We start from the raw sequence: 25247 nt of genomic DNA, 5'->3' as shown, positions 1-25247 counted from the left end.
AATCATGAAGTACATTTTTGACATCGTGCATGGCTTCTTCACCCAGCTTCGCAGCCTGGTGATGATTTTTGGCCACGCCTTCCGCAAGCGCGACACGCTGCAATACCCGGAAGAAGCCGTGTACCTGCCGCCGCGCTTCCGTGGCCGTATCGTGCTGACCCGCGACCCCGACGGCGAAGAACGTTGCGTAGCGTGCAACCTGTGCGCCGTGGCGTGCCCGGTCGGTTGCATCTCGCTGCAGAAAGCTGAAACCGAAGACGGTCGCTGGTACCCGGACTTCTTCCGCATCAACTTCTCGCGCTGCATTTTCTGTGGCCTCTGCGAGGAAGCCTGCCCGACCACCGCGATCCAGCTGACGCCGGATTTCGAAATGGCCGAGTTCAAACGTCAGGACCTGGTTTACGAGAAAGAAGATCTGCTGATCTCCGGCCCCGGCAAAAACCCTGATTACAACTTCTATCGTGTTGCAGGTATGGCGATTGCCGGTAAGCCGAAAGGCTCCGCGCAGAATGAAGCCGAACCGATCAACGTGAAGAGCTTGCTGCCTTAAGGAAGAAAGATGGAATTCGCTTTCTATTTCGCATCGGGTATCGCTGTGGTGTCCACGCTTCGCGTGATCACCAACACCAACCCTGTGCACGCCCTGCTCTACCTGATCATTTCGCTGATCGCCGTGGCGATGACGTTCTTCGCCCTCGGCGCGCCGTTTGCCGGTGTACTGGAAGTGATCGCCTACGCTGGCGCCATCATGGTGCTGTTCGTGTTTGTGGTAATGATGCTGAACCTGGGCCCGGCCTCGGCTCAGCAAGAACGCGTCTGGCTCAAGCCCGGTATCTGGGGCGGCCCGGTCGCACTCGCCGCGCTGCTGCTGGTGGAACTGCTGTATGTGCTGCTCTCGCACCAGAGCGGTCAGGCCGTCGGCCACACCACCGTAGACGCCAAGGCCGTGGGCATCAGCCTGTTCGGCCCTTACCTGCTGGTGGTCGAACTCGCCTCGATGCTGCTGCTCGCCGCAGCCGTCACGGCGTTCCATCTGGGCCGTAACGAAGCCAAGGAGCAATGACGATGCCTGCTATCCCTATGGAGCATGGTCTGGCGGTTGCCGGCATCCTGTTCTGCCTCGGCCTGGTCGGCCTGATGGTCCGCCGCAACATCCTCTTCGTGCTGATGAGCCTGGAGGTCATGATGAATGCCTCCGCTTTGGCGTTCATCGTTGCCGGTAGCCGCTGGGCGCAGCCGGATGGACAGATCATGTTCATCCTGGTGATCAGCCTGGCAGCCGCCGAGGCCAGTATTGGCCTGGCGATCCTGCTGCAACTGTATCGCCGCTTCCACACGCTCGATATTGACGCTGCCAGTGAGATGCGCGGATGAACCTTCTCTATCTGACTTTCTTGTTCCCTCTCATTGGTTTCCTGCTGCTGTCGTTCTCACGCGGCCGCCTCTCGGAAAACCTTTCGGCACTGATCGGCGTCGGCTCCGTCGGCTTGTCTGCCATCGTCGCGGCTTACGTGATCTGGCAATTCAACGTCGCGCCACCGGAAGGCGGTCACTACACCCAGGTGTTGTGGCAGTGGATGGCGGTGGAAGGCTTCAAGCCGAACTTCGCCCTGTACCTGGATGGTCTGTCCCTGACCATGCTGGGTGTGGTGGTCGGCGTCGGCTTCCTGATCCACCTGTTCGCTTCCTGGTACATGCGCGGTGAAGACGGTTACTCGCGCTTCTTCGCCTACACCAACCTGTTTATCGCCAGCATGCTGTTCCTGGTGCTGGGCGATAACCTGTTGTTCCTGTACTTCGGTTGGGAAGGCGTGGGCCTGTGCTCGTACCTGTTGATCGGTTTCTACTACAGCAACCGCAACAACGGCAACGCGGCACTCAAGGCCTTCATCGTGACCCGTATCGGTGACGTGTTCATGGCCATCGGCTTGTTCATCCTGTTTGCCCAACTGGGCACGCTGAACGTTCAGGAACTGCTGGTGCTGGCACCGCAGAAGTTCCAGGCCGGCAATATCTGGATGGTCCTGGCCACCCTGATGCTGCTGGGCGGCGCTGTCGGTAAATCCGCGCAACTGCCGCTGCAAACCTGGCTGGCGGACGCGATGGCCGGTCCTACTCCGGTTTCGGCACTGATCCACGCCGCAACCATGGTAACCGCGGGCGTCTACCTGATCGCCCGTACCCACGGCCTGTTCACCCTGGCGCCGGAAATCCTGCATCTCGTGGGAATCGTCGGCGGCGTGACCCTGGTCCTGGCCGGTTTTGCCGCACTGGTGCAGACCGACATCAAGCGTATCCTCGCCTACTCGACCATGAGCCAGATCGGCTACATGTTCCTGGCCCTGGGCGTCGGTGCCTGGGATGGCGCGATCTTCCACCTGATGACCCACGCCTTCTTCAAGGCCCTGCTGTTCCTTGCCTCCGGTGCGGTGATCGTTGCCTGCCACCACGAGCAGGACATCTTCAAGATGGGCGGTCTGTGGAAGAAACTGCCACTGGCCTACGCCAGCTTCATCGTCGGCGGCGCGGCCCTGGCGGCCCTGCCTCTGGTAACCGCGGGCTTCTACTCCAAGGACGAAATTCTCTGGGAAGCGTTCGCCAGCGGTAACCACGGTCTGCTGTATGCGGGTCTGGTCGGCGCATTCATGACCTCGCTGTACACCTTCCGCCTGATCTTCATCGCGTTCCACGGTGAAGCGAAGACCGAAGCCCACGCCGGTCACGGCATCGCCCACTGGCTGCCACTGTCGGTGCTGATCGTATTGTCCACCGCCATCGGCGCGATGATCGTTCCACCACTGCACGGCGTACTGCCGGAAAGCGTCGGCCATGCCGGCGGCGAAGCCAAGCACAGCCTGGAAATCGCCTCGGGCGCCATCGCCCTGTCCGGTATCCTGCTGGCCGCGCTGCTGTTCCTCGGCAAGCGTCGCTTCGTCACCGCCATCGCCAACAGCGGCATCGGCCGTATCCTGTCGGCCTGGTGGTTCGCCGCCTGGGGCTTCGACTGGATCTACGACAAACTGTTCGTCAAGCCATACCTGGCGATCAACCACATCCTGCGCAAAGACCCGCTGGACCAGACCATCGGTCTGATCCCGCGTATGGCCAAAGGCGGTCACACCGCCCTGAGCCGTACCGAGACCGGTCAACTGCGTTGGTACGCCGCCTCGATGGCTGCTGGTGCCGTGCTGGTTATCGGCGCCGTCGTGCTGGTAGCGGTCTGATATGAACCTTGCGAACTTGCGAAAGGAATTGAGCCCGTCATGATTCTGCCTTGGCTAATCCTGATCCCCTTCATCGGCGGCCTGCTGTGCTGGATGGGTGAGCGCTTCGGCGCCACCCTCCCCCGCTGGATTGCGCTGATCACCATGTCCCTGCTGCTCTCCCTCGGCCTCTGGCTGTGGGCCAACGGTGACTATTCATTTGCTCCGGCACCGGGTGCCGATCCGACCTGGGCGCTTGAGTTCAAGCACGTCTGGATCCAGCGCTTCGGCATCAACGTGCACCTGGCCCTCGACGGCCTGTCGCTGTTGATGATCATGCTGACCGGTCTGCTGGGTGTCCTCTCGGTCCTCTGCTCGTGGAAAGAGATCCAGCGTCACGTTGGCTTCTTCCACCTCAACCTGATGTGGATCCTGGGCGGTGTCGTCGGCGTGTTCCTTGCCCTCGACCTGTTCATGTTCTTCTTCTTCTGGGAAATGATGCTGGTGCCGATGTACTTCCTCATCGCGCTCTGGGGTCACAGTTCTTCGGACGGCAAGAAAACCCGGATCTACGCGGCGACCAAGTTCTTCATCTTCACTCAGGCTTCCGGCCTGATCATGCTGGTGGCGATCCTGGGTCTGGTATTGGTCAACTTCAACGACACCGGCGTGATTACCTTCAACTACGCCGACCTGTTGAAGACCAAGATGTCGACGACCACCGAGTACATCCTGATGCTCGGCTTCTTCATCGCCTTCGCGGTGAAGCTGCCAGTCGTGCCGTTCCACTCCTGGCTGCCTGACGCTCATGCCCAGGCGCCGACCGCAGGTTCCGTCGACCTCGCCGGTATCTTGCTGAAGACTGCTGCCTACGGCCTGCTGCGTTTCGCCCTGCCGCTGTTCCCGAATGCGTCGGCCGAGTTCGCGCCGTTCGCCATGACCCTGGGTCTGATCGGGATTTTCTACGGTGCGTTCCTGGCGTTCGCGCAAACCGACATCAAGCGTCTGATTGCCTTCTCGTCCGTTTCCCACATGGGCTTCGTCCTGATCGGCATCTACTCCGGCAGCCAACTGGCGCTGCAGGGCGCGGTGATGCAGATGCTGGCGCACGGCCTGTCGGCGGCGGCACTCTTTATCCTGAGTGGCCAGTTGTACGAACGCACCCACACCCGTGACATGCGCGAGATGGGTGGCCTATGGTCGAAGATCGCTTACCTGCCGGCCCTCAGCCTGTTCTTCGCGGCCGCGTCGCTGGGCCTGCCGAGTACCGGTAACTTCGTCGGTGAGTTCCTGATCCTGATCGGCACCTTCCCGATTGCCCCGTGGGTCACCATCATCGCGACGTCCGGCCTGGTGTTCGGTTCGGTCTACTCGCTGATCATGATCCACCGCGCCTACTTCGGCCCGGCCAAATCGGACGTGGTGCTGCACGGCATGGACGGTCGCGAAATGATCATGGTGGTCGGTCTGGCCGCGCTGCTGATCTACATCGGCATCTACCCGCAACCGTTCCTCGATACCTCTGCCGCTACGATGCATGGCGTGCAGCAATGGCTCGGCACCGCCTTCACTCAACTCGCTTCGGCCCGGTAAGAGCGCTATGGAATTCACGACTCAACACTTTATCGCGCTAGCGCCGCTGTTGATTACCAGCGCCACGATCATCGTGGTGATGCTGGCAATTGCCTGGCGCCGCAACCACTCCCAGACCTTCCTGCTGTCGGTGGCGGGTCTGAACCTGGCCTTGCTGTCGATCCTGCCAGCCTTGAAGGTCGCGCCGCTGGCTGTGACCCCACTGCTGCAAATCGATAGCTTCGCTTGCTTGTACATGGCGCTGATCCTGGTCGCCACCCTCGCCTGTGTCACCCTCGCCCACGCCTACCTCGGCGATGGCGGCACGGGTTACCCGGGCAACCGCGAAGAACTGTACCTGCTGATCCTGATGGCTGCCGCCGGTGGCCTGGTGCTGGTCAGCGCACAACACCTGGCCGGCTTGTTCGTCGGTCTGGAACTGCTGTCGGTGCCGGTCTACGGTCTGGTGGCCTATGCCTTCTTCAACAAGCGCTCGCTGGAAGCCGGTATCAAGTACATGGTGCTGTCGGCGGCCGGTTCCGCGTTCCTGTTGTTCGGTATGGCCCTGCTCTACGCTGACGCCGGCTCCCTGAGCTTCGTCGGCATCGGCCAGGCACTGGCGGCTACCGGCCTGCCAAGCTCGCTGGCGCAACTGGGCCTGGGCATGATGCTGATCGGCCTGGCGTTCAAGCTGTCGCTGGTACCCTTCCACCTCTGGACTCCGGACGTTTACGAAGGTGCTCCGGCGCCGGTTGCCGCGTTCCTGGCGACTGCTTCCAAGGTTGCCGTGTTCGCAGTGATGGTGCGTCTGTTCCAGATCTCGCCAGCGGCGAGCAGCGGTGTGCTGAGCAACGTGTTGACCATCATCGCCATCGCGTCGATCCTGTTCGGTAACCTGCTGGCCCTGACCCAGAGCAACCTCAAGCGTCTGCTGGGTTACTCGTCCATTGCCCACTTCGGTTACCTGCTGATCGCCCTGGTGGCGAGCAAGGGCCTGGCCGTGGAAGCCATCGGCGTGTACCTGGTCACCTACGTGATCACCAGCCTCGGCGCCTTCGGCGTGATCACCCTGATGTCCTCGCCATACAAAGGCCGTGACGCAGACGCCCTGTACGAATACCGCGGCCTGTTCTGGCGCCGTCCGTACCTGACCGCCGTGCTGACCGTGATGATGCTGTCCCTGGCCGGTATCCCGCTGACCGCGGGCTTCATCGGCAAGTTCTACATCATCGCCACCGGCGTCGAGTCGCATCAGTGGTGGCTGGTCGGCTCCCTGGTACTGGGCAGTGCCATCGGCGTGTTCTACTACCTGCGAGTGATGGTCACCCTGTACCTGATCGAGCCAAACCTGCGCCGCGTCGACGCTCAACTGCACTGGGAACAGAAGGCAGGCGGCGTGATGCTGCTGGCCATCGCGGTACTGGCATTCTTCCTCGGCCTGTACCCACAACCGCTGCTGAATCTGGTTCAGCAATCGGGGTTGGCGGGTTGATCGTTTAGCGATACTTGGTAGCAAACAGAAACGGCACCTTCGGGTGCCGTTTTTGTTTTTGTGGGATTTGTTACCGCTGCCCTGCCCTCCTTCGGGAAACCCGGAACGCACTCGCGAAATACTCAGGGTCGTCCTACAGCCGGCATTGAGTACCTGGCTCTAATCTTGAATAACTTCAGGATCAATAAATCAACGCGAGAGCGAACGATGACACGTGACATTTTTTCCGAACTGATGGAGGGCCTCGAAGCCCTGGCCGACGATCGCCAGGGCAAGGTGACGCTGCAGACGCACAAGGTCGAACTGCCAAAACTGGCACCTGACACAGTCGAGCAATTGGCAGTGTTGGAGTTGAATAATGCGATAGCGCAAGAGCAGTTACATAATCAACGTATAGGAACAATGAAGGCCAAACTGGTGCTTCCCGAAAACTTCGACGCGCCGTTGCCTGATGGAGTGCTGGATGATTTTGAAGGTACCCAAATTTGAGGCTCCAGATCTACACCCGTTTACCTTCCACAGAGTTCAGTGCTCCTGCTAGATGCATGTTCATCTGAAGAAGTTCGGTGATTGGGATGGCCTCTTCGCGGGCAAGCCCGCTCCCACAGGGACCGAGAGTGACCACAGATTTTGTGTACGACACGTAACCTGTGGGAGCGGGCTTGCCCGCGATGGCGGTAGTACAGGCACCAACAAAAACGGCACCTCCCGGTGCCGTTCGCCTTTCACAGTCCAGACATTACTTACGCGCATCCGCCCACGACTTCAGCAGTTCGTTGTAGCTCACCGTTTCGCCCTTCGGCTTTTCATTGGCCAGCTTCGGCTTCGGTGCGCCTGGCTGATCGAACCAGTATTGCGCGTCGCGCTCGGGGTTCATTTTCGGTGCGCAGGTGGCTTGCGCCTTCGAGCGTTCCAGACGGGTCATGATTGCGTCCTGATCCTTGGCCAGGCCGTCCAGTGCCTGTTGCGGAGTCTTGTCGCCGCTGGCGGCTTCGGCGATGTGGCTCCACCACAACTGCGCCAGACGCGGATAATCCGGCACGTTGGTCCCGGTCGGGGTCCATTGCACACGGGCCGGGCTGCGATAGAACTCAACCAGGCCACCGAGTTTCGGTGCCAGGTCGGTCATGGCTTGCGAGTTGATGTCCGACTCGCGGATCGGGGTCAGGCCGACGATGGTTTTCTTCAGCGATACGGTTTTCGAGGTCACGAACTGCGCGTAAAGCCAGGCCGCCAGTTTCTGCTTCTCAGGCGTGGACTTCATGAAGGTCCAGGAGCCCACGTCCTGATAGCCCAGTTTCATGCCCTCTTCCCAGTACGGGCCACGCGGCGACGGCGCCATGCGCCATTTCGGCGTGCCGTCGGCATTCATCACCGCCAGGCCCGGTTTGGTCATGTCGGCGGTAAAGGCGGTGTACCAGAAAATCTGCTGGGCGATGCTGCCCTGGGATGGCACCGGACCCGATTCGGAGAAGGTCATGCCCGCCGCTTCCGGTGGCGCGTACTTCTTCAGCCAATCGACGTACTTGGTAGTGGCGAACACCGCCGCCGGACCGTTGGTGTCGCCGCCGCGGGTCACGCTGGAACCCACCGGGTGGCAGTCTTCGACACGAATGCCCCACTCGTCCACCGGCAAGCCATTGGGGATGCCCTTGTCGCCGCCACCGGCCATGGAGAACCAGGCATCGGTGAAGCGCCAGCCCAGGGACGGGTCTTTCTTGCCGTAGTCCATGTGCCCGTAGACGCGCTTGCCGTCGATTTCCTTGACGTCTTCGCTGAAAAATTTCGCGATATCTTCATAGGCCGACCAGTTCACCGGCACGCCCAACTCATAGCCGTACTTTTCCTTGAACTTGGCCTTGAGGTCCGCGCGTTCGAACCAGTCGGCGCGGAACCAATAGAGGTTGGCGAACTGTTGGTCAGGCAGTTGATAGAGCTTGCCGTCGGGCGCGGTGGTGAAAGAAAGGCCGATGAAATCCTTGAGGTCCAGGGTCGGCGAGGTGAAGTCCTTGCCCTCATTGGCCATCAGGTCGGTGATCGATTCGGTCTTGCCGTAGCGAAAGTGCGTACCGATCAGGTCCGAGTCGTTGACCCAGCCGTCATAGATGCTCTTGTCCGATTGCATCACGGTCTGCAGTTTTTCCACCACATCGCCTTCCTGCAGCAGGTCGTGGGTGACTTTGATCCCGGTGATCTCAGTGAAGGCCTTGGCCAGCACCTTGGACTCGTACTCGTGGGTGGCGATGGTTTCCGAGACGACCTTGATGTCCATCCCGCGAAACGGCTCGGCGGCCTTGATGAACCACTTCAATTCCGCCAGTTGCTGATCGGCCGTCAGGGTGGATGGCTTGAATTCGCTGCCAATCCATTGCTTCGCAGCGTCTTCATAGGCATCGGCCCAGGCCGCTGCGCTCAACCCGCTGAGTGCCAGCATGGCTGCCAATGAAATGCTATGTCGCAGCTTATTGTTTTTGTCGAACATAGAGACCTCCTGTATGGGATTTCGGAGCAACATTGCCGAGCGACTCGACTAGCCCCAACGCATCACAGCCAACAGCCACACCAGGGACATCGCGAAGGCGACCCAGATGCTCCAGTCGGTGACGCCGATTACCAGCAAATGCAGGTAGGCGCTGCCGAGAAGACCGATAAACAACCGATCGCCACGGGTGGTGGCAATCGGCAGGAAACCTCGCCGAAGCACACTCGGCGAACGCAACTCCCAGGTGGTCATGCCCACCAGGATCAAGGCAATGACGCCGAAGAACGCCGTCGTGGGGACGGTCCAACTCATCCATTCCATCATCAGTTCCTCATACCCGGCCCAGGGCAAAGCCCTTGGCCACGTGGTTGCGAACAAACCAGATCACCAGCATGCCCGGCAGGATGGTCAACACCCCCGCCGCCGCCAGTACGCCCCAGTCGATACCGGATGCCGAGACAGTGCGGGTCATCACCGCTGCGATCGGTTTGGCGTTCACCGAAGTGAGGGTGCGCGCCAACAGCAGTTCGACCCAGGAAAACATGAAGCAGAAGAACGCCGTGACGCCGATGCCGGAGCCGATCAGCGGGATGAAAATCTTCACGAAGAACTTGGGAAAGCTGTAGCCATCGATGTAGGCGGTTTCGTCGATTTCCTTGGGCACGCCGGACATGAAGCCTTCGAGAATCCACACCGCCAGCGGCACGTTGAACAGGCAGTGGGCCAGGGCCACGGCGATGTGGGTGTCGAACAACCCGATCGATGAATACAGCTGGAAGAACGGCAACAGGAACACCGCCGGTGGCGCCATGCGGTTGGTCAGCAGCCAGAAGAACAGGTGCTTGTCGCCGAGAAAGCGATAGCGCGAGAACGCATAGGCCGCCGGCAGTGCCACGCTCAGGGAAATGATCGTGTTCAGGCTCACGTAATACAGCGAGTTGAGGTAGCCGGTGTACCAGCTCGGGTCGGTGAAGATCACCTTGTAGTTGTGGAAGGTGAAATCCTGCGGAAACAGCGTCAGGCCGCCGAGGATTTCGGTGTTGCTCTTGAACGACATGTTCAGCAGCCAGTAGATGGGAACCAGCAGGAACAAAATGTAGAGCAGCAGCGGAATCAGCTTTCTTTTGCTCATGGCGGGCCTCAGCGGTTGGCGTCAGAGTGAGTCATGGCGGTGTAGAACAGCCAGGACACCAACAGGATGATCAGGAAGTACACCAGCGAGAATGCCGCTGCCGGCCCCAGGTCGAATTGCCCTACGGCCATCTGGGTCAGGGTCTGGCTGAGGAAGGTCGTGGCATTGCCCGGACCGCCGCCCGTGAGTACGAACGGCTCGGTGTAGATCATGAAACTGTCCATGAACCGCAGCATCACGGCGATCAGCAGCACACTCTTGAGCTTGGGCAACTGGATATGCCGGAACACCGCCCAGGCCGAGGCACGGTCGATCCGCGCCGCCTGGTAATACACATCCGGTATCGCCCGCAACCCGGAGAAGCACAACAGCGCCACCAGCGAGGTCCAGTGCCAGACGTCCATCACCAGCACGGTGACCCAGGCGTCCATGGTGCTCGCCGCATAGTTGTAGCTGATGCCCATGGCATTGAGGCTCGAACCGAGCAGGCCGATATCGGCGCGGCCGAAGATCTGCCAGATGGTGCCCACCACGTTCCACGGGATCAGCAACGGGATCGCCAGCACGATCAACACCACCGAAGACCAGCGGCCCTTGGTCGGCATGGTCAGGGCTATGGCAATGCCCAAAGGGATTTCGATCAGCAGCACACAGGCGGAATAGATGAACTGACGCAGCAGCGAGTCATGCAGCCTCGGGTCGAGCAGTACCTGCTTGTACCAGTCGGCGCCGACGAAATAGCGGCTGGACTGGTCGAAAATGTCCTGCACCGAATAGTTGACCACGGTCATCATCGGGATCACCGCACTGAACGCCACGAGCAGGAACACCGGCAGCACCAGCCACCAGGCCTTGTTGTTCTGCACCTTGTTCATGGCTGTGCCTCTTTTTTGTTGGCAGACGCTTCATTAATGCTTTGGGTTTCCAGGAGGAATTCGTCGGCGTAGACCATCAGCCATTGCGCCGGAAAACTGATGAAGGCCGTGCCTTGCGGCACCGGTTTGTCTTCGGCCAGGCGCACCTTCAGCGGCACGCCATCGAGGTTGAGGGTCATGATCTTGTAAGTGCCCAAGTCTTCGACGTGTACGACCTGCGCCCGCAACGCGTCATCAAAGGCTTCGTCCCACACATGGACGAACTCCGGACGAATACCGACCTTCAGGGTTTTCCATTCAGATTCGGCGATACGCTGTTGCATGGCCTCGGACAGCGGCAAGTGGGTCGAGGCGAACCCGACGCCCCCCGGTTGCGGCTGCACTTCGATCAGGTTCATCCCCGGGCTGCCAATGAAGTAGCCGACAAAGGTATGGCTCGGCCGCTCGAACAATTCCCTTGGCGTGCCGAACTGCACGATCTGTCCGCCGTACATCACCGCGATCTTGTCGGCGAAGGTCGAGGCCTCCAGTTGATCGTGGGTGACGTAGACCATGGTGATGTTGAACTGCTCGTGGATCTGCTTGAGCTTGCGCCGCAGCTTCCACTTCAGGTGCGGGTCGATCACCGTCAGTGGCTCATCGAACAGGATCGCCGACACGTCATCGCGCACCAGCCCACGGCCCATGGAGACTTTCTGTTTTTCGTCGGCGGTGAGGTTGCGGGCTTTTTTGCTCAGCAGATTCTGAAGGTCGAGGACTTCGGCAATTTCCTGCACCTTGGTGTGAATTTTCGCTTCGGCCATGCCCTGGTTACGCAAGGGGAAGGCCAGGTTGTCGAACACCGTCATGGTGTCGTAGACCACCGGAAACTGGAAAACCTGGGCAATGTTGCGCTTCTCCGGGGTCAGGTTGTTGACCGCTTTGCCATCGAACAGCACATGGCCCTGGGACGGGCTGAGCAGCCCGGAAATGATGTTGAGCAAGGTCGACTTGCCACAGCCCGATGGACCGAGCAACGCGTAGGCGCCACCCTGCTCCCAAATGTGGTCCATCTCGCGGATCGCGTAGTCCTCAGGTCCCACCGGGATCCTGGTGTAACTGTGGGCGAGGTTCTGCAAACGGATTTCGGCCATCAGGCAACCCTCGCGACACGCCGGCCCGGCGCCTGTACCAGCCGCCCCTGCGTATCGAACACAAACAGTTTATGGGTCGGGATGTAGATGCGGATCGGCGCATCGACGTCGTATTCGTGAACACCGGGCAAGTGCAGCACCAGCAGGAAATGCTCGTTGCGCACGTGCAGGAAGGTTTCCGAACCGCTGATCTCGGCCACCTCGACGGTCACCGCCAGTTCAAGGTCATCGTCGTTGCTCGGCACCAGCGAGATATGGCTGGGCCGCACGCCGAAGCGAAACTCGCCCTCGCCCACCGGACGCAAATCGACGTTCAACGGAAAGTGCACGAAGTTGGCGAAACTCACTTCGTTGCCGGCAATGCGTCCCGGCATCAGGTTGATCGGCGGCTCGGAGAACAGCTCCGCCGCCAGCACCGATTGCGGCTGGTGATAGACCGAGGAAGACGGGCCACTCTGGATCACCCGGCCTTCGTGAAGAATGGTCGTGGTGCCGCCCAGGGCCAGGGCTTCGTTGGGTTCGGTGGTGGCGTAGATCGCGATGGTATGGCGCGCCTTGAACAGCTCGCGCATTTCCTGGCGCAGCTCTTCGCGCAACTTGTAGTCGAGGTTGACCAGCGGCTCGTCGAAGAGGATCAGCTCGGCATCCTTGACCAGCGCCCGGGCCATGGCCGTGCGTTGTTGCTGGCCGCCGGAGAGTTCGAGGGGATGGCGCTGGAGGAACTTCTCGATGCGCAACATCTTCGCGGTTTCCAGCACCTTGCTCTGGATCAGCTCGCTGGACACACCGGCCTGGCGCAGCGGCGAGGCGATGTTCTCGAAGACGGTCATGGTCGGGTAATTGATGAACTGCTGATACACCATCGACACGTTGCGCAAGCGCACCGGGCGTTGGGTGACATCGACGCCATTCATCAGGATGCGACCGCTGTCGGGCTTGTCCAGCCCGGCCATCAAGCGCATCAGGCTGGTTTTGCCGGACAGCGTTCGCCCGAGCAAAACGTTGAAGGAACCGGGTTCGAAACTCAGGTTGGCATCGTCGATCCAGGTCTGGCCCTCGACGGTGCGGCTGACATGCTCCAGGGTTAATGACATGGCTCGGCCTTTTTTGTTTTTGGAATCAAGCGACCGGAGCTGTATAGCGACATTTGTGCCAGAAATTGCAAACGATTGATTCAGTTTGAAATTCCTGAAAATGACTACGGAGTCACGTTCGTTGCTGAACACAAATGAACAACCGCGACTGAACAACTGAACACTTCATCGGTTGACAATGAACATTAGTGAACAACACTCTACAGACCGTTTTACGCATACCAGTAGGAGCCGGCTTGCTGGCGATGGCGCTTTCGATGACGCCGTCGCCAGCAAGCCGGCTCCTACGGGTATGTGGTGTATCAGCGTTATCACGTGCAAAACCCATAACAACAATAAAAGCGTTTTTTCAGAGGCTGACTTGAATGGCCGCACCTGCCCCCGCGTTATCTCACGACGCCATCATCCAGGACTCCTGGTCCCGTTGTCGCGCGTTCGGCCTCAGTCATCAGAGCACGCCGGCCTTCGACCAATTGCCGGCCGCGGGCATCGCGCAACTGCTGGAGAGCCAGCAGTCACTGGTGCAAACCACCCATCAGGAAGTGCTGCCCTACTACGAGAACATCCTCAGCAATTCCAATTGCCTGATCATGCTCGCCGACCATCAGGGCCAGGTGCTCACGTCATGGGGCACGCAGCGCTTCATCGAACCCAAACTGGCCCGCGGCTTCAGCGCCGGCGCCAGCTGGATGGAACGCTGCACCGGGACCAACGCCATTGGCACCGCCCTGGCCTGCGAACAGGCCGTGCACATTGAGCACGACGAACATTTCCTCAAGGCCAACCGCTTCATGACCGGTTCCGCCGCGCCGATTTTCGATGCCGAGCGCAAGGTGATCGCGGTGTTGGACGTGTCCAGCGACAGCTATCTGCCACCATCGCACACCCTGGGCATGGTCAAGATGATGAGCCAGACCGTGGAGAACCGGCTGATTCTCAACCTGTTCCATGGCCAACATTTCCAACTGACGTTCAATACCGGCCTGAACAACCTCGACAGCCAATGGGCCGGCTTGCTGATTTTCGATGAAACCGGTCAGGTACTGTCGGCCAACCGCCGGGCGGACAATCTGCTGGGCATCAGTCTGTCGCGGGTCAGTGTCGAGAGCCTGTTCAAGGTCTCGCTGCTGGAATTGTTGAATCAGCCCGAAGGCCTGCCCTTCTCGCTGCAAGCCGCGGGACGCAATCGCTTCCAGTGCCTGCTGAAAAGGCCGAAGCAGGTTCCGATCCAGCCGCGGCTATTTTCTGAAAACAAGAGCGCCGAACCTGCCGTGGCAAACCCGACACCGGCGGCGATCAGCCTCAGCACCCTGCACTTCGGCGACAGCCACGTGGAAAAAGCCGTGCGCCAGGCCGAACGCCTGCTGGAAAAAGACATTCCGCTGTTGATCCACGGCGAAACCGGGGTCGGCAAGGAAGTCTTCGTCAAAGCCCTGCATCAGGCCAGCTCGCGCAGCAAACAGGCACTGATTGCCGTCAACTGCGCAGCGATCCCCGCCGAACTGGTGGAATCCGAGCTGTTCGGTTATGAGAAAGGCGCGTTCACCGGGGCCAACCAGAAAGGCAGTATCGGCCTGATCCGCAAGGCCGACAAAGGTACGCTGTTCCTCGACGAAATCGGCGACATGCCGCTGCCGACCCAGGCGCGACTGTTGCGGGTGTTGCAGGAGCGTTGTGTGCAACCGGTGGGCAGCAGCGAGCTGTTCCCGGTGGATATCCGCATCATTTCCGCGACCAACCGCTCCTTGCGTGAACAGGTACAACTGGGACGTTTCCGCGAGGATTTGTACTACCGTATCGGCGGTTTGACCCTGGAGTTGCCACCGCTACGCGAGCGCAGCGACAAGCAGGCGCTGTTCAAACGTCTATGGGAGCAGCACCGGGAGCCGAGCCAGTGGGCGGGTTTGAGCCGTGAGGTGCTGGAGCTGTTCGACCGCCATCCCTGGCCGGGCAACCTGCGCCAGGTCAGCAGCGTGATTCAGGTGGCCCTGGCCATGGCCGAGGAGCAGCCAGTACGGCCGGAGCATTTGCCGGATGATTTTTTTGTCGATTTGGAGATGGAGCCGGTGGAGTCGCAGGAGCCACTGGCGGTTGATCTTGATGATGCCGAGGAGTTGAACCGGCAGTTACAGGCGGTTGGGGGGAATATTTCCCATCTGGCGCGGCGGTTGGGGGTTAGCCGCAATACCCTTTACAAGCGATTGCGCCAAGTGGAATGACACGTTGGCCGAGCGGGCCTCTTCGCTGGCAAGCCAGCTCCTACAAGGTCGCGCCGTTCTCTAATATCGCGTACGCCACAATCTCTGTAGGAGCTGGCTTGCCAGCGAAGACGTCAGCCCAAACACCGCCACACCATTGCCGCTCCAAAAAACAAAAACCCGCACAAGGCGGGTTTTGTTTTTAAGCACTACAGCTGTCAATCAGCCAGACGCCAGGTCGTGCCGCCCTTGCCGTCTTCCAGCACCACGCCCATGGCGGTGAGCTGGTCGCGGATGCGGTCGGATTCGGCCCAGTCCTTGCCGGCACGTGCCGCCAGGCGTGCTGCAATCAGCGCCTCGACTTGCGCGGCATCCACCCGCCCTTCGGCACCGGCCTGCAGGAAGTCATCGGCTTCCAGCTGCAACACGCCCAGCACGCTGGCCAGTTCTTTCAAACGGGCTGCCAGACCGGCCGCTGCGTTCAGATCGCTCTCGCGCAGGCGGTTGATCTCGCGGACCATCTCGAACAGCACCGCGCAGGCTTCCGGCGTACCGAAGTCGTCGTTCATCACCTGGGTGAAGCGCTCGACGAAGGCTTCGCCACCCGCCGGAGCCACGCTCGGCAGGCCTTTCAACGCGTGGTAGAAACGCTCCAGGGCGCCCTTGGCGTCCTTGAGGTTGTCTTCCGAGTAGTTGATGGCGCTGCGGTAGTGGCTCGACACCAGCAGGTAACGCACGACTTCCGGGTGGTACTTGTCGAGCACGTCGCGGATGGTGAAGAAGTTGTTCAAGGACTTGGACATCTTCTCGCCATTGATGCGGATCATGCCGCAATGCATCCACGCGTTGGCGTAGGTCTTGCCGGTGGCCGCTTCGCTCTGGGCGATTTCGTTTTCGTGGTGCGGGAACTCAAGGTCGCTGCCACCGCCATGAATGTCGAAGGTTTCGCCCAGGCAGCAAGTCGACATCACCGAGCATTCGATGTGCCAGCCCGGACGCCCGGCGCCCCACGGCGATTCCCAGCTCGGCTCGCCCGGCTTGGCGGCTTTCCACAGCACGAAGTCCAGCGGGTCCTGCTTGGACTCGTCGACTTCGATGCGGGCGCCGATACGCAGGTCTTCGATCTTCTTGCGCGACAGCTTGCCGTAGCCCATGAACTTGCCGACGCGGTAGTACACGTCGCCATTGCCCGGGGCGTAGGCGTAACCCTTGTCGATCAGGGTCTGGATCATCGCGTGCATGCCCGGGATGTGATCCGTGGCACGCGGCTCCATGTCCGGCTTCTTGATGTTCAGGCGCGCTTCATCTTCGTGCATCGCCGCGATCATGCGCTCGGTCAAGGCTTCGAACGACTCGCCGTTCTCGTTGGCCCGGTTGATGATCTTGTCGTCAATGTCGGTGATGTTGCGCACATAAGTCAGATCGTAGCCGCTAAAGCGCAGCCAGCGCGTCACCAGGTCGAACGCGACCATGCTGCGGCCGTGACCGAGGTGGCAGTAGTCGTACACGGTCATGCCGCACACGTACATGCGCACCTTGTTGCCATCGAGCGGCTTGAAGACTTCTTTGCTCTTGGTGAGCGTGTTGTAAATCGTAAGCACGTTAACTTCCTTGAATCACTGGCCCCACGAATCACGCAGGGTCACGGTACGGTTGAATACCGGCTGACCTGGTTTCGAGTCCTTGAGATCCGCGACGAAGTAACCTTCGCGCTCGAACTGGAAACGGTCTTCCGGCTGTGCGTTGCCCAGCGAAGGCTCGGCACGACAACCAGTGAGTACCTGCAGCGAGTCAGGGTTGATGTTGTCCAGGAAACTGGCGCTGTCTTCGGCCTTCTCCGGGTTCGGAGAACGGAACAGACGATCGTACAGACGCACTTCGCACTCGACGCTGGCCGCAGCCGGCACCCAGTGGATTACGCCTTTGACCTTGCGGCCTTCCGGGTTCTTGCCCAGGGTATCCGGATCGTACGAGCAGCGCAGTTCGACGATGTTGCCATCGGCGTCCTTGATCGCTTCGTCGGCACGGATCACGTAGCTGCCACGCAGACGCACTTCACCAGCCGGCTCCAGGCGCTTGTAGCCCTTCGGCGGCTCTTCCATGAAGTCGTCACGGTCGATGTAAATTTCACGGGCGAATGGCAACGTGCGCACGCCCATGTCTTCTTTCGGGTGGCACGGCAGTTCGAGGTTCTCGACCTGGCCTTCCGGGTAGTTGGTGATCACGACTTTCAGCGGACGCAGTACGCACATGGCACGCGGGGCGCTGTGGTCGAGGTCGTCACGGATGCTGAATTCGAGCATGCCGAAGTCGACCACGCCGTCGGAACGGTTGGTGCCGATCATTTCGCAGAAGTTGCGGATCGATTTCGGCGTGTAGCCACGGCGGCGGAAACCCGACAGCGTGGACATGCGCGGGTCGTCCCAGCCGTTGACGTGTTTTTCATCGACCAGCTGCTTGAGCTTGCGCTTGCTGGTGATGGTGTAGTTCAGGTTCAGGCGGCTGAACTCGTACTGGCGCGGGTTGGCCGGCACCGGCAGGTTGTCGAGGAACCACTCGTACAGCGGACGGTGGCTTTCGAACTCCAGGGTGCAGATCGAATGGGTGATGCCTTCGATGGCGTCCGACTGACCGTGGGTGAAGTCGTAGTTCGGGTAGATGCACCACTTGTCGCCGGTCTGGTGGTGGTGAGCGTGGCGGATGCGATACATGATCGGGTCACGCAGGTTCATGTTCGGCGAAGCCATGTCGATCTTGGCCCGCAGCACGCGTGCGCCGTCCTTGAACTCGCCGGCCTTCATGCGGGCGAACAGGTCGAGGTTCTCTTCCACCGAACGGTCGCGGAACGGGCTGTTCTTGCCCGGTTCGGTCAGGGTGCCACGGTATTCCCTGGCCTGCTCAGGGGTCAGGTCATCGACGTAGGCCTTGCCGGACTTGATCAGCTCTACCGCCCAGTCGTGCAGCTGGTCGAAATACTGCGAGGCGTAGCGCACTTCACCGGACCACTCGAAGCCCAGCCATTTGACGTCGCTTTCGATCGCGTCGATGTATTCCTGGTCTTCCTTGGCCGGGTTGGTGTCGTCGAAACGCAGGTGCGTGACGCCGCCGAATTCCTGGGCAAGGCCGAAGTTCACGCAGATCGACTTGGCGTGACCGATGTGCAGGTAGCCGTTGGGTTCAGGCGGGAAACGGGTGACGATTTGCGTGTGCTTGCCCGAGTCCAGGTCTGCCTGGATGATCGGCCGCAGGAAGTTGACCGGCACGGCAGGGCCGGTCTTGGCATTCGAGGTAGGGTCGACAGTGGGCTTGCTCATAGGATCCTTGAACGTACAGGTGCATGGCCGTAATGAAGGCCGGACAAAACAAAGGCGCTATCATAGCCGATGCTGTCAAGGGCCTGACAGAGCGCGCTCTGTAAACCGTCGCATTTAATAGGCCGTATATGAAAAAACAGCCTCGAAATTCGTGCCTGTCACGCTAAACTGCGCACCTTGGCCGAGCCAGGCTGAACCGGTTGCGGGATGACATGTCCCAAAACCACGAATTCCTTAGAAGAGTAACGATCATGACCCAAGTCAAACTGACTACCAATTTCGGCGACATCGTCCTCGAACTGAACGCCGAAAAAGCCCCGATCACCGTGGCCAACTTCGTCGAGTACGTTAAAGCCGGTCACTACGAAAACACTGTTTTCCACCGTGTCATCGGTAACTTCATGATCCAGGGCGGCGGTTTCGAGCCAGGCATGAAAGAAAAGAAAGACAAGCGTCCAAGCATCCAGAACGAAGCTGACAACGGTCTTTCCAACGACAAGTACACCATCGCCATGGCCCGCACCATGGAGCCGCATTCGGCTTCCGCCCAGTTCTTCATCAACGTGGCGGACAACAGCTTCCTGAACCACAGCGGCAAGAACGTTCAAGGCTGGGGCTACGCGGTATTCGGTAAAGTGACCGCCGGCACCGACGTTGTCGACAAGATCAAAGGCGTGGCCACCACTTCCAAGGCCGGCCACCAGGACGTACCGGCAGACGACGTGATCATCGAGAAAGCCGAGATCATTGAGTGATACTGCTGATTTCAGACTTGCATCTGGAAGAGGAGCGCCCGGACATTACCCGGGCGTTTCTGGATTTGCTCGCCGGACGCGCCCGCTCGGCGAGTGCGTTGTACATTCTGGGCGACTTCTTCGAGGTGTGGATTGGCGACGACGCCATGACCCCCTTCCAGCGTTCCATCTGCCAGGCCCTGCGCGACCTCAGCGACAGCGGCACGGCCATTTTCCTGATGCACGGCAATCGCGACTTCATGCTCGGCAAGGCGTTCTGCAAAGAAGCCGGCTGCACACTGTTGAAGGATCCGAGTGTCGTGCAACTCAACGGCGAGCCGGTGCTGCTGATGCACGGCGACAGTCTCTGCACCCGCGACGAAAGCTATATGAAGCTGCGTCGTTATCTGCGTAACCCGATCACCCTGTTCATCCTGCGGCATCTACCCCTGCGCACCCGGCACAAGCTGGCGCGCAAGCTGCGCAGTGAAAGCCGTGCGCAGACACGGATGAAGGCCAATGACATCGTCGATGTCACGCCCGAAGAGATTCCGCGGATCATGCAGCAATTCGGGGTGAAAACCCTGATCCACGGGCATACCCACCGTCCCGCGATTCACAAGTTGCAGCTTGGCGAGCAGGCGGCCCGGCGCATTGTGCTGGGGGATTGGGATCGTCAGGGCTGGGCATTGCAGGTCGACGAACAAGGGTTTGCACTGGCGCCGTTCGATTTTGCCCCGCCGCCGACACCTGCGCTTCCCCACTTATAACCTCACCGCGCCTCTGTAGGAGCCGGCTTGCCGGCGAAGGGGGCGTATCTGATACACCACGTCGTCTGGTTCGCCGGCAAGCCAGCTCCTACAGGATTTAGTGCCCTGCGGAAGCCGCAGGCCCAGCCTTGGCGGTAAACGGCGGCTTGGCCAGCCACACGATCAGGATCAGCCCCAGGAACATCCAGCCCAGCAAGGTGAAGTAATCCACCGTGGACATGATGTACGCCTGGCCGATCACCGTCTGCTCCAGCTGCGTGTAGGCCTTGGCCCCAGCCCCGCCCAGCTGGGTCAGCGCTTCGCGGGTCGCCGGATCAAACGGGGTGATGCTTTCGGTCAGGTAGGCATGGTGTTGATCGGCCCGGCGAATCCAGATCCAGGTGGTCAACGACGCCGCGAAACTGCCGCCCAGGGTCCGCAAAAACGTCGCCAGCCCGGAACCGTCGGCAATCTGGCTCGGTGGCAGGTCCGACAGCAGGATGGTCAGCGTCGGCATGAAGAACAGCGCCACGCCGATCCCCATGAACAACTGCACCAGCGCGATGTGCTGGAAGTCCACTTCATTGGTGAAGCCTGCGCGCATGAAACAGCTCAGGCCGATGGCCAGGAACGCCCCGCCCGCCAGCACGCGCATGTCGAAGCGCGGTGCGTACTTGCCGACAAACGGCGACAGCAGTACCGGCAGGATTCCCAGCGGCGCCACGGCGAAACCGGCCCAGGTCGCGGTGTAGCCCAGTCGCGTCTGCAACCACTGCGGCAGGATCAGGTTGATCCCGAAGAACCCGGCGTACCCCAGAATCAGCACAATGGTGCCGTAACGGAAGTTGCGATGGGCGAACAGGCGCAGGTTGACCACCGGATGCTCGTCGGTCATTTCCCAGATCACGAAGAACGCCAGGGCCACCACCGAAATCACCGAGCCGATCACGATGAAACTCGATTCGAACCAGTCGGCATCGTTGCCCTTGTCGAGCACGATCTGCAGCGCCCCGACGCCGATGATCAGCGCGATCAACCCGACGTAATCCATTGGTTGGCGGCTGGTGACCACCGGGCGTTTTTTCATCTGCTGGGTTACCACCCAGGCAGCGAACAGGCCGATCGGCACGTTGATGAAGAAAATCCATGGCCAGCTGTAGCTGTCAGTGATCCAGCCGCCGAGGATCGGCCCGGCAATCGGCGCGACCACCGTGACCATCGCCAGCAGCGCCAGGGCCATCCCCCGTTTCGCCGGGGGGTAAACCGCGATCAGCAGGGTCTGGGTCATTGGGTACAGCGGCCCGGCTACAACCCCTTGAAGCACCCGGAAGCCCACCAACTCGGGCATGGACGTGGAAATCCCGCACAAAAACGAGGCCAGCACGAACAGCAATGTCGCCCAGACAAACAGCTTCACCTCGCCAAAACGCCGACTGAGCCAGCCGGTCAGCGGCAAGGCGATGGCGTTGCTCACCGCAAACGAGGTGATCACCCAGGTGCCCTGCTCCGAACTCACGCCCAGGTTGCCGGAGATCGTCGGCAACGCCACGTTGGCGATGGTGGTATCGAGCACTTGCATGAAGGTCGCCAGCGACAGGCCGATGGTGCTGAGCAACAGGCTGGGCGGTGTGAAAGACGCGTTATTGCTCATCGCAAATCCTTTGAAGCCAGACGGGCGCAGCTAATCCTGTAGGAGCGGGCTTGCCCGCGAAGAGGTCAGCACATTCAACATGGATGTCGCCTGACGCTCCGCCTTCGCGAGCAAGCCCGCTCCTACAGGGTCGATGTGATGGCATATCAGCGTTGCGCGGTTTTGCTGACCGCTGCGCTGTTGTCGTGGATCAACTGGGTGATCATCGCGTCGGCCTCGGCCAACTGACGGTCGTAGACGTTGGTGCTGAACGAAGCCTTCTGCGGCGGTTGTTGCGCCAACACCGGCCCGCTCTGGTCGTGCAGGTTCACGTCGACCATGGTCGAAAGGCCGACCCGCAAGGGGTGTTTGGCCAGCTCTTCGGCGTTGACGTGGATCCGCACCGGCACGCGCTGCACGATCTTGATCCAGTTACCGGTGGCGTTCTGCGCCGGCAGCAGGGCAAACGCGCTGCCGGTCCCGGCGCCAAGGCTGTCGATGGTGCCGCTGTATTTGACGTCGCTGCCATAGAGGTCGGTTTCGATCTCGACCGGCTGGCCAATGCGCATGTCACGCAACTGGGTTTCCTTGAAGTTGGCGTCGATCCACAGCTGATCCAGCGGAATCACCGCCATCAGCGCGGTACCCGGTTGCACACGCTGGCCCAGTTGTACAGAACGCTTGGCCACGTAACCGGTGACCGGTGCAATCAGGACGCTGCGTGAGTTGTTCAGGTAAGCCTGACGCAATTGCGCGGCGGCGGCCATCACGTCCGGGTGCGATGAAACCACGGTGTCATCGACCAGCGCGCTGGTGGTCTTGAGTTTTTGTTCGGCGTTGGCCAGGGCGTTTTGCGCCGAGGTCAGGTCGTCGCGGGCGTGGGACAGCTCTTCCTGGGAAATCGCCCCGCCGGCGGCGAGATTCTTGCGCCGGCTGAAGTTGTCCTGGGCCTTTTGCACTTCAGCTTTCTGGGCGTTGACCTGGGCTTTCATGCCATCCACATCGCTGTACAAGCCACGCACCTGGCGCACGGTGCGGGCCAGATTGGCCTGGGCATTTTCCAGGCCGATCTCGGCGTCGTTCGGGTCGAAGTTCACCAGCACCTGGCCTTCATGCACCAGATCGCCGTCATCGGCGCCGATGCTGACCACGGTGCCGGTGACCAGCGGCGTGATTTCCACCACGTTGCCGTTCACATAGGCGTCGTCGGTGCTTTCGCTCCAGCGCCCGTAGAACTCGTGGTAAGCCCAGACGCCCGCGCCGCTGAGCGCAACGGCGGCAGCCAGCACCAACAGCATGAACTTGCGCTTGCCCGAATTGGGATTGCCCTGGGTGTTTTCAGGAGGTTGAGTTGTATCGGCAGTGGCCATGACAAGTACCTTGAATTAGTGGGTCAGCGTGGCTGGAGTGGCATCGGCCGAGGCAATGGCCTCAGGCTGGAAACCGCCGCCCAGCGCCTGCATCAGTTGGATCGACAGGTCAATCTGCTCGGCATTCAGGTTGGCCAGCTGACGCTGGGCCTGGAGCAATTGCTGCTCGATGCTGAGCACGTCCAGGTAGTTGCCGATGCCGGAACCGTAACGCTGGACCACGGTGTTATAGGAATCCTGGGCGATGTCGGTGGCGTGCTGCTGGGCAGCGATTTGCCGGCCGATATCGCGCAACTGGTTGATGCTGTCACTGACATCCCCCAGCGCCTTCACCAGGCTTTTGTTGTACTGCGCCACGGCGAGGTCGTAATCGGCGTCACGCGAGTCGAGGTCGGCGCGCAAGCGGCCACCGTCGAAGATCGGCACAGAGATCGTTGGTGCAATGTTGAAGAAGCGGCTGGCCGAACCAAACATCGCATCGCCCAGCAAGGATTCGGCACCGGCAGCGGCGCTGAGGTTCAAGTTGGGATAGAACCGGGTCTTGCCGGCGTCGATGCTTTTACTCGCCGCCTCGACCCGCCAGCGCGCGGCCACCAGGTCCGGGCGACGCCCGAGCAGTTCGGCTGGCAGCACCGAAGGTAGCGCTACCACGCTCGGCTGAAGAATGTTGGGTCGGGCAATTTCGTTGCCGCGGTCAGGGCCTTTGCCGAGCAGCACCGCGAGGGCGATTTTCGCGCTGTTCAGGCGCTTTTGCGCGTCGATCAGGTTGGCCTGGGCGGTGGCTTCCAGGCTTTCGGTCTGCTGGAACTGGTACTGGCTGTCGATCCCGGCAGTCAGGCGCCGCTGGCTCAGCTCGAGCATTTGCCGGGTGCGCTTGAGGTCTTCGCTGGACAGGTCGTAGACGATGTGCGCCTGACCGAGATCGCTATAGGCCCGGGCGACATCGGCGGCCAGCGTCAGTTGCGCAGCCTGCTGGTCGACTTCGGCAGCACGGGCCTGGCCGAGGGCGGCTTCCCAGGCATCGCGCTGACCGCCCCACAGGTCGAAGTTGTAGTTGAAACCGGCGCTGATGTTGCGAATGGTGGCGTAAGCGTCGCCCTTTCCGAGCGGGTCCTGGTCCCGGGCCAGGCGCGAGCGGCTGACACCGGCGCTGGCATCCAGGGTCGGCATCCGCTCGGCGTCAGCTGCAGAAGCGGCAGCACTGGCCTGATGGGCACGGGCGTCAGCAATCTGCATGTCCGGGCTGTCGCGCAGGGCCTCGCGGATCAGCCCGTCGAGTTGCGGATCGCCGAGGCTTTTCCACCAGTCGCTTTTCGGCCAGGCGGCCGGCGACAAGGCCACGCCACCAAGGGATTGCCCGGCCTTGAGGCTCTTCGCGTCGAGTTTGACACCTTCGGTCTTCAGGCCGCTGTAACTGGCGCAACCGGCCAGGCTCATGGCCAACAACACCAGGCTCAGACCGGTACGCAAGGGTTTACTGCTCATTTGTCACCTACACGCAGCAAGGTGATCGGGTCACCGGCTGCCAGCAAAATTTTCTTCAGGATCAGCTCCAGGGTCTTCAACTCTTCCGGAGTGATGGCACCGGCCAGTTCATTCATGGCTTCGGCGCCGATGTGCGGCAACAGCCCGGCGAGCTTCTGGCCCTCTTCCGTGAGTACAAGCTGCACCTGACGGCGATCCGCATCGGAGCGTTGGCGGGCCAGGAAACCTTTCTGTTCCAGACGATCGAGCATGCGCGTCATCGAGCCGCTGTCGAGGGACAGGTGACGGCACAACTCGCCCGGCGAATCGACGCCGTACTGGGCCATGATGATCAACACCTTGAACTGCGCGGCGGTGATGCCGTGGGGCTCCATGCGAGTGTCGAGGATCCGGTCCTTGAGCAGCGCGGCACGCCCGAGCAACAGACCGAGATGGCAATTGTGGAAATCGTCTGGGGAGAAATGTTTCATCTGACCACCAATTAGCTGCCTAGGCAGTGAATGTGTGTCGAGATGTTACTGCCTAGGCAGCGAATGTCAACGTAATAGTTAGCAGGCTTGGTAAATAGTTGACCGGTGGTGTCGGGTTTTGTGGTCATAGACGGATGTCACCGCTTTTCTGACCTTATTGTTGATGGTGTACATATCCATCGCTGCGGTGACGGCGACTATTGGTTCCGCTCTTACAGCGGGTTACTTGGAAAAGCCCCAAGTAACCAAGGGCTCTTGCCCCTGACGTTCGGTGCCTCGCCAAGGCTCGGCATTCCCTCGCTCCGGTCCTGCTC

General features: G+C 60.6%; 22 protein-coding genes. 10 read left to right on the top strand and 12 right to left on the bottom strand.

Annotation, left to right across the window (positions count from 1 at the left end):
* The first annotated feature begins 4 nt into the window (after positions 1-4).
* The 7 genes from nuoI to PMI31_RS30250 all read left to right on the top strand — a co-directional run bounded on the left by nuoI (position 5) and on the right by PMI31_RS30250 (position 6756).
* A complete protein-coding gene (gene nuoI, locus PMI31_RS21815) occupies positions 5-550 on the top strand; it encodes an NADH-quinone oxidoreductase subunit NuoI (protein WP_007981268.1) in 546 nt (181 codons plus the stop codon).
* Between the two features lie 9 nt (positions 551-559).
* Positions 560-1063 carry an NADH-quinone oxidoreductase subunit J gene (gene nuoJ / locus PMI31_RS21810; protein WP_008020705.1) on the top strand — a complete coding sequence of 168 codons (504 nt, stop codon included), beginning with the start codon at positions 560-562 and terminating at the stop codon, positions 1061-1063.
* A 2-nt stretch (positions 1064-1065) separates the two neighbouring features.
* Positions 1066-1374 carry an NADH-quinone oxidoreductase subunit NuoK gene (gene nuoK / locus PMI31_RS21805; RefSeq protein ID WP_007946416.1) on the top strand — a complete coding sequence of 103 codons (309 nt, stop codon included), beginning with the start codon at positions 1066-1068 and terminating at the stop codon, positions 1372-1374.
* Positions 1371-3224: an NADH-quinone oxidoreductase subunit L gene (gene nuoL / locus PMI31_RS21800; RefSeq protein ID WP_008020702.1), complete on the top strand. Its 1854-nt coding sequence runs from the start codon at positions 1371-1373 to the stop codon at positions 3222-3224. The genes nuoK and nuoL overlap by 4 nt, the downstream gene beginning before the upstream one ends.
* Positions 3225-3263: 39 nt before the next feature.
* Positions 3264-4796: an NADH-quinone oxidoreductase subunit M gene (gene nuoM / locus PMI31_RS21795; RefSeq protein ID WP_008020699.1), complete on the top strand. Its 1533-nt coding sequence runs from the start codon at positions 3264-3266 to the stop codon at positions 4794-4796.
* Between the two features lie 7 nt (positions 4797-4803).
* Complete coding sequence (gene nuoN, locus PMI31_RS21790; RefSeq protein ID WP_008020698.1) at positions 4804-6267, top strand: NADH-quinone oxidoreductase subunit NuoN; 1464 nt, start codon at positions 4804-4806, stop codon at positions 6265-6267.
* 207 nt (positions 6268-6474) lie between these two features.
* A complete protein-coding gene (locus tag PMI31_RS30250) occupies positions 6475-6756 on the top strand; it encodes a hypothetical protein (RefSeq protein WP_008020696.1) in 282 nt (93 codons plus the stop codon).
* 250 nt (positions 6757-7006) lie between these two features.
* Here the strand turns inward: PMI31_RS30250 and PMI31_RS21780 are convergent, their stop codons facing one another.
* Genes PMI31_RS21780 through PMI31_RS21755 form a run of 6 tightly spaced genes read right to left on the bottom strand, consistent with a single transcriptional unit; the run spans position 7007 to position 12983 of the window.
* Positions 7007-8749, bottom strand: a complete 1743-nt coding sequence (locus PMI31_RS21780; RefSeq protein ID WP_008020695.1) for an ABC transporter substrate-binding protein — start codon at positions 8747-8749, stop codon at positions 7007-7009.
* A gap of 48 nt (positions 8750-8797) precedes the next feature.
* Entirely contained in the window at positions 8798-9070 is a 273-nt protein-coding gene (locus tag PMI31_RS21775; RefSeq protein WP_043302552.1) for a DUF2160 domain-containing protein, read from the bottom strand.
* Between the two features lie 10 nt (positions 9071-9080).
* Positions 9081-9881: a carbohydrate ABC transporter permease gene (locus tag PMI31_RS21770; RefSeq protein ID WP_008020693.1), complete on the bottom strand. Its 801-nt coding sequence runs from the start codon at positions 9879-9881 to the stop codon at positions 9081-9083.
* Positions 9882-9889: 8 nt separating this feature from the next.
* Positions 9890-10756, bottom strand: coding sequence for a carbohydrate ABC transporter permease (locus PMI31_RS21765; protein ID WP_008020692.1), 867 nt, complete (start codon positions 10754-10756; stop codon positions 9890-9892).
* Positions 10753-11889 (bottom strand): ABC transporter ATP-binding protein, encoded by a 1137-nt coding sequence (locus tag PMI31_RS21760; RefSeq protein WP_008020689.1) that lies wholly within the window; start codon positions 11887-11889, stop codon positions 10753-10755. Before PMI31_RS21760 ends, PMI31_RS21765 begins: the two co-directional genes overlap by 4 nt.
* Entirely contained in the window at positions 11889-12983 is a 1095-nt protein-coding gene (locus PMI31_RS21755; RefSeq protein WP_008020688.1) for an ABC transporter ATP-binding protein, read from the bottom strand. Before PMI31_RS21755 ends, PMI31_RS21760 begins: the two co-directional genes overlap by 1 nt.
* Positions 12984-13348: 365 nt before the next feature.
* Between PMI31_RS21755 and PMI31_RS21750 the strand changes: the two genes are divergently transcribed.
* Positions 13349-15202, top strand: coding sequence for a sigma-54-dependent Fis family transcriptional regulator (locus tag PMI31_RS21750; protein ID WP_008020686.1), 1854 nt, complete (start codon positions 13349-13351; stop codon positions 15200-15202).
* 197 nt (positions 15203-15399) lie between these two features.
* On the opposite strand, the gene cysS is transcribed toward PMI31_RS21750, so the two are convergent.
* Entirely contained in the window at positions 15400-16782 is a 1383-nt protein-coding gene (gene cysS, locus PMI31_RS21745) for a cysteine--tRNA ligase (RefSeq protein WP_008020685.1), read from the bottom strand.
* A gap of 15 nt (positions 16783-16797) precedes the next feature.
* Positions 16798-18495 carry a glutamine--tRNA ligase/YqeY domain fusion protein gene (locus PMI31_RS21740; protein ID WP_008020683.1) on the bottom strand — a complete coding sequence of 566 codons (1698 nt, stop codon included), beginning with the start codon at positions 18493-18495 and terminating at the stop codon, positions 16798-16800.
* Between the two features lie 251 nt (positions 18496-18746).
* Between PMI31_RS21740 and PMI31_RS21735 the strand changes: the two genes are divergently transcribed.
* Together PMI31_RS21735 and lpxH are read left to right on the top strand one after the other, a co-directional pair.
* Positions 18747-19250 (top strand): peptidylprolyl isomerase, encoded by a 504-nt coding sequence (locus PMI31_RS21735; protein WP_008020681.1) that lies wholly within the window; start codon positions 18747-18749, stop codon positions 19248-19250.
* Entirely contained in the window at positions 19247-19999 is a 753-nt protein-coding gene (gene lpxH, locus PMI31_RS21730) for a UDP-2,3-diacylglucosamine diphosphatase (RefSeq protein WP_008020678.1), read from the top strand. The genes PMI31_RS21735 and lpxH overlap by 4 nt, the downstream gene beginning before the upstream one ends.
* 97 nt (positions 20000-20096) lie before the next feature.
* On the opposite strand, the gene PMI31_RS21725 is transcribed toward lpxH, so the two are convergent.
* The 4 genes from PMI31_RS21725 to PMI31_RS21710 form a co-directional block, all read right to left on the bottom strand.
* Positions 20097-21629, bottom strand: coding sequence for a DHA2 family efflux MFS transporter permease subunit (locus PMI31_RS21725; RefSeq protein WP_008020676.1), 1533 nt, complete (start codon positions 21627-21629; stop codon positions 20097-20099).
* A 146-nt stretch (positions 21630-21775) separates the two neighbouring features.
* On the bottom strand, positions 21776-22978 hold the full coding sequence (locus PMI31_RS21720; protein WP_008020674.1) for an HlyD family secretion protein: 1203 nt from the start codon (positions 22976-22978) through the stop codon (positions 21776-21778).
* Between the two features lie 15 nt (positions 22979-22993).
* Positions 22994-24463 carry an efflux transporter outer membrane subunit gene (locus tag PMI31_RS21715; protein WP_008020672.1) on the bottom strand — a complete coding sequence of 490 codons (1470 nt, stop codon included), beginning with the start codon at positions 24461-24463 and terminating at the stop codon, positions 22994-22996.
* Positions 24460-24933 carry a MarR family winged helix-turn-helix transcriptional regulator gene (locus PMI31_RS21710; protein ID WP_008020670.1) on the bottom strand — a complete coding sequence of 158 codons (474 nt, stop codon included), beginning with the start codon at positions 24931-24933 and terminating at the stop codon, positions 24460-24462. The genes PMI31_RS21715 and PMI31_RS21710 overlap by 4 nt, the downstream gene beginning before the upstream one ends.
* Between the last annotated feature and the right edge of the window lie 314 nt (positions 24934-25247).

The sequence above is a fragment of the Pseudomonas sp. GM55 genome, assembly GCF_000282395.1.
Classification (GTDB): domain Bacteria; phylum Pseudomonadota; class Gammaproteobacteria; order Pseudomonadales; family Pseudomonadaceae; genus Aquipseudomonas; species Aquipseudomonas fluorescens_CC.
Note: the sequence above shows the minus strand (reverse complement) of the source record. Positions and strands in the feature narration are given on the sequence as shown.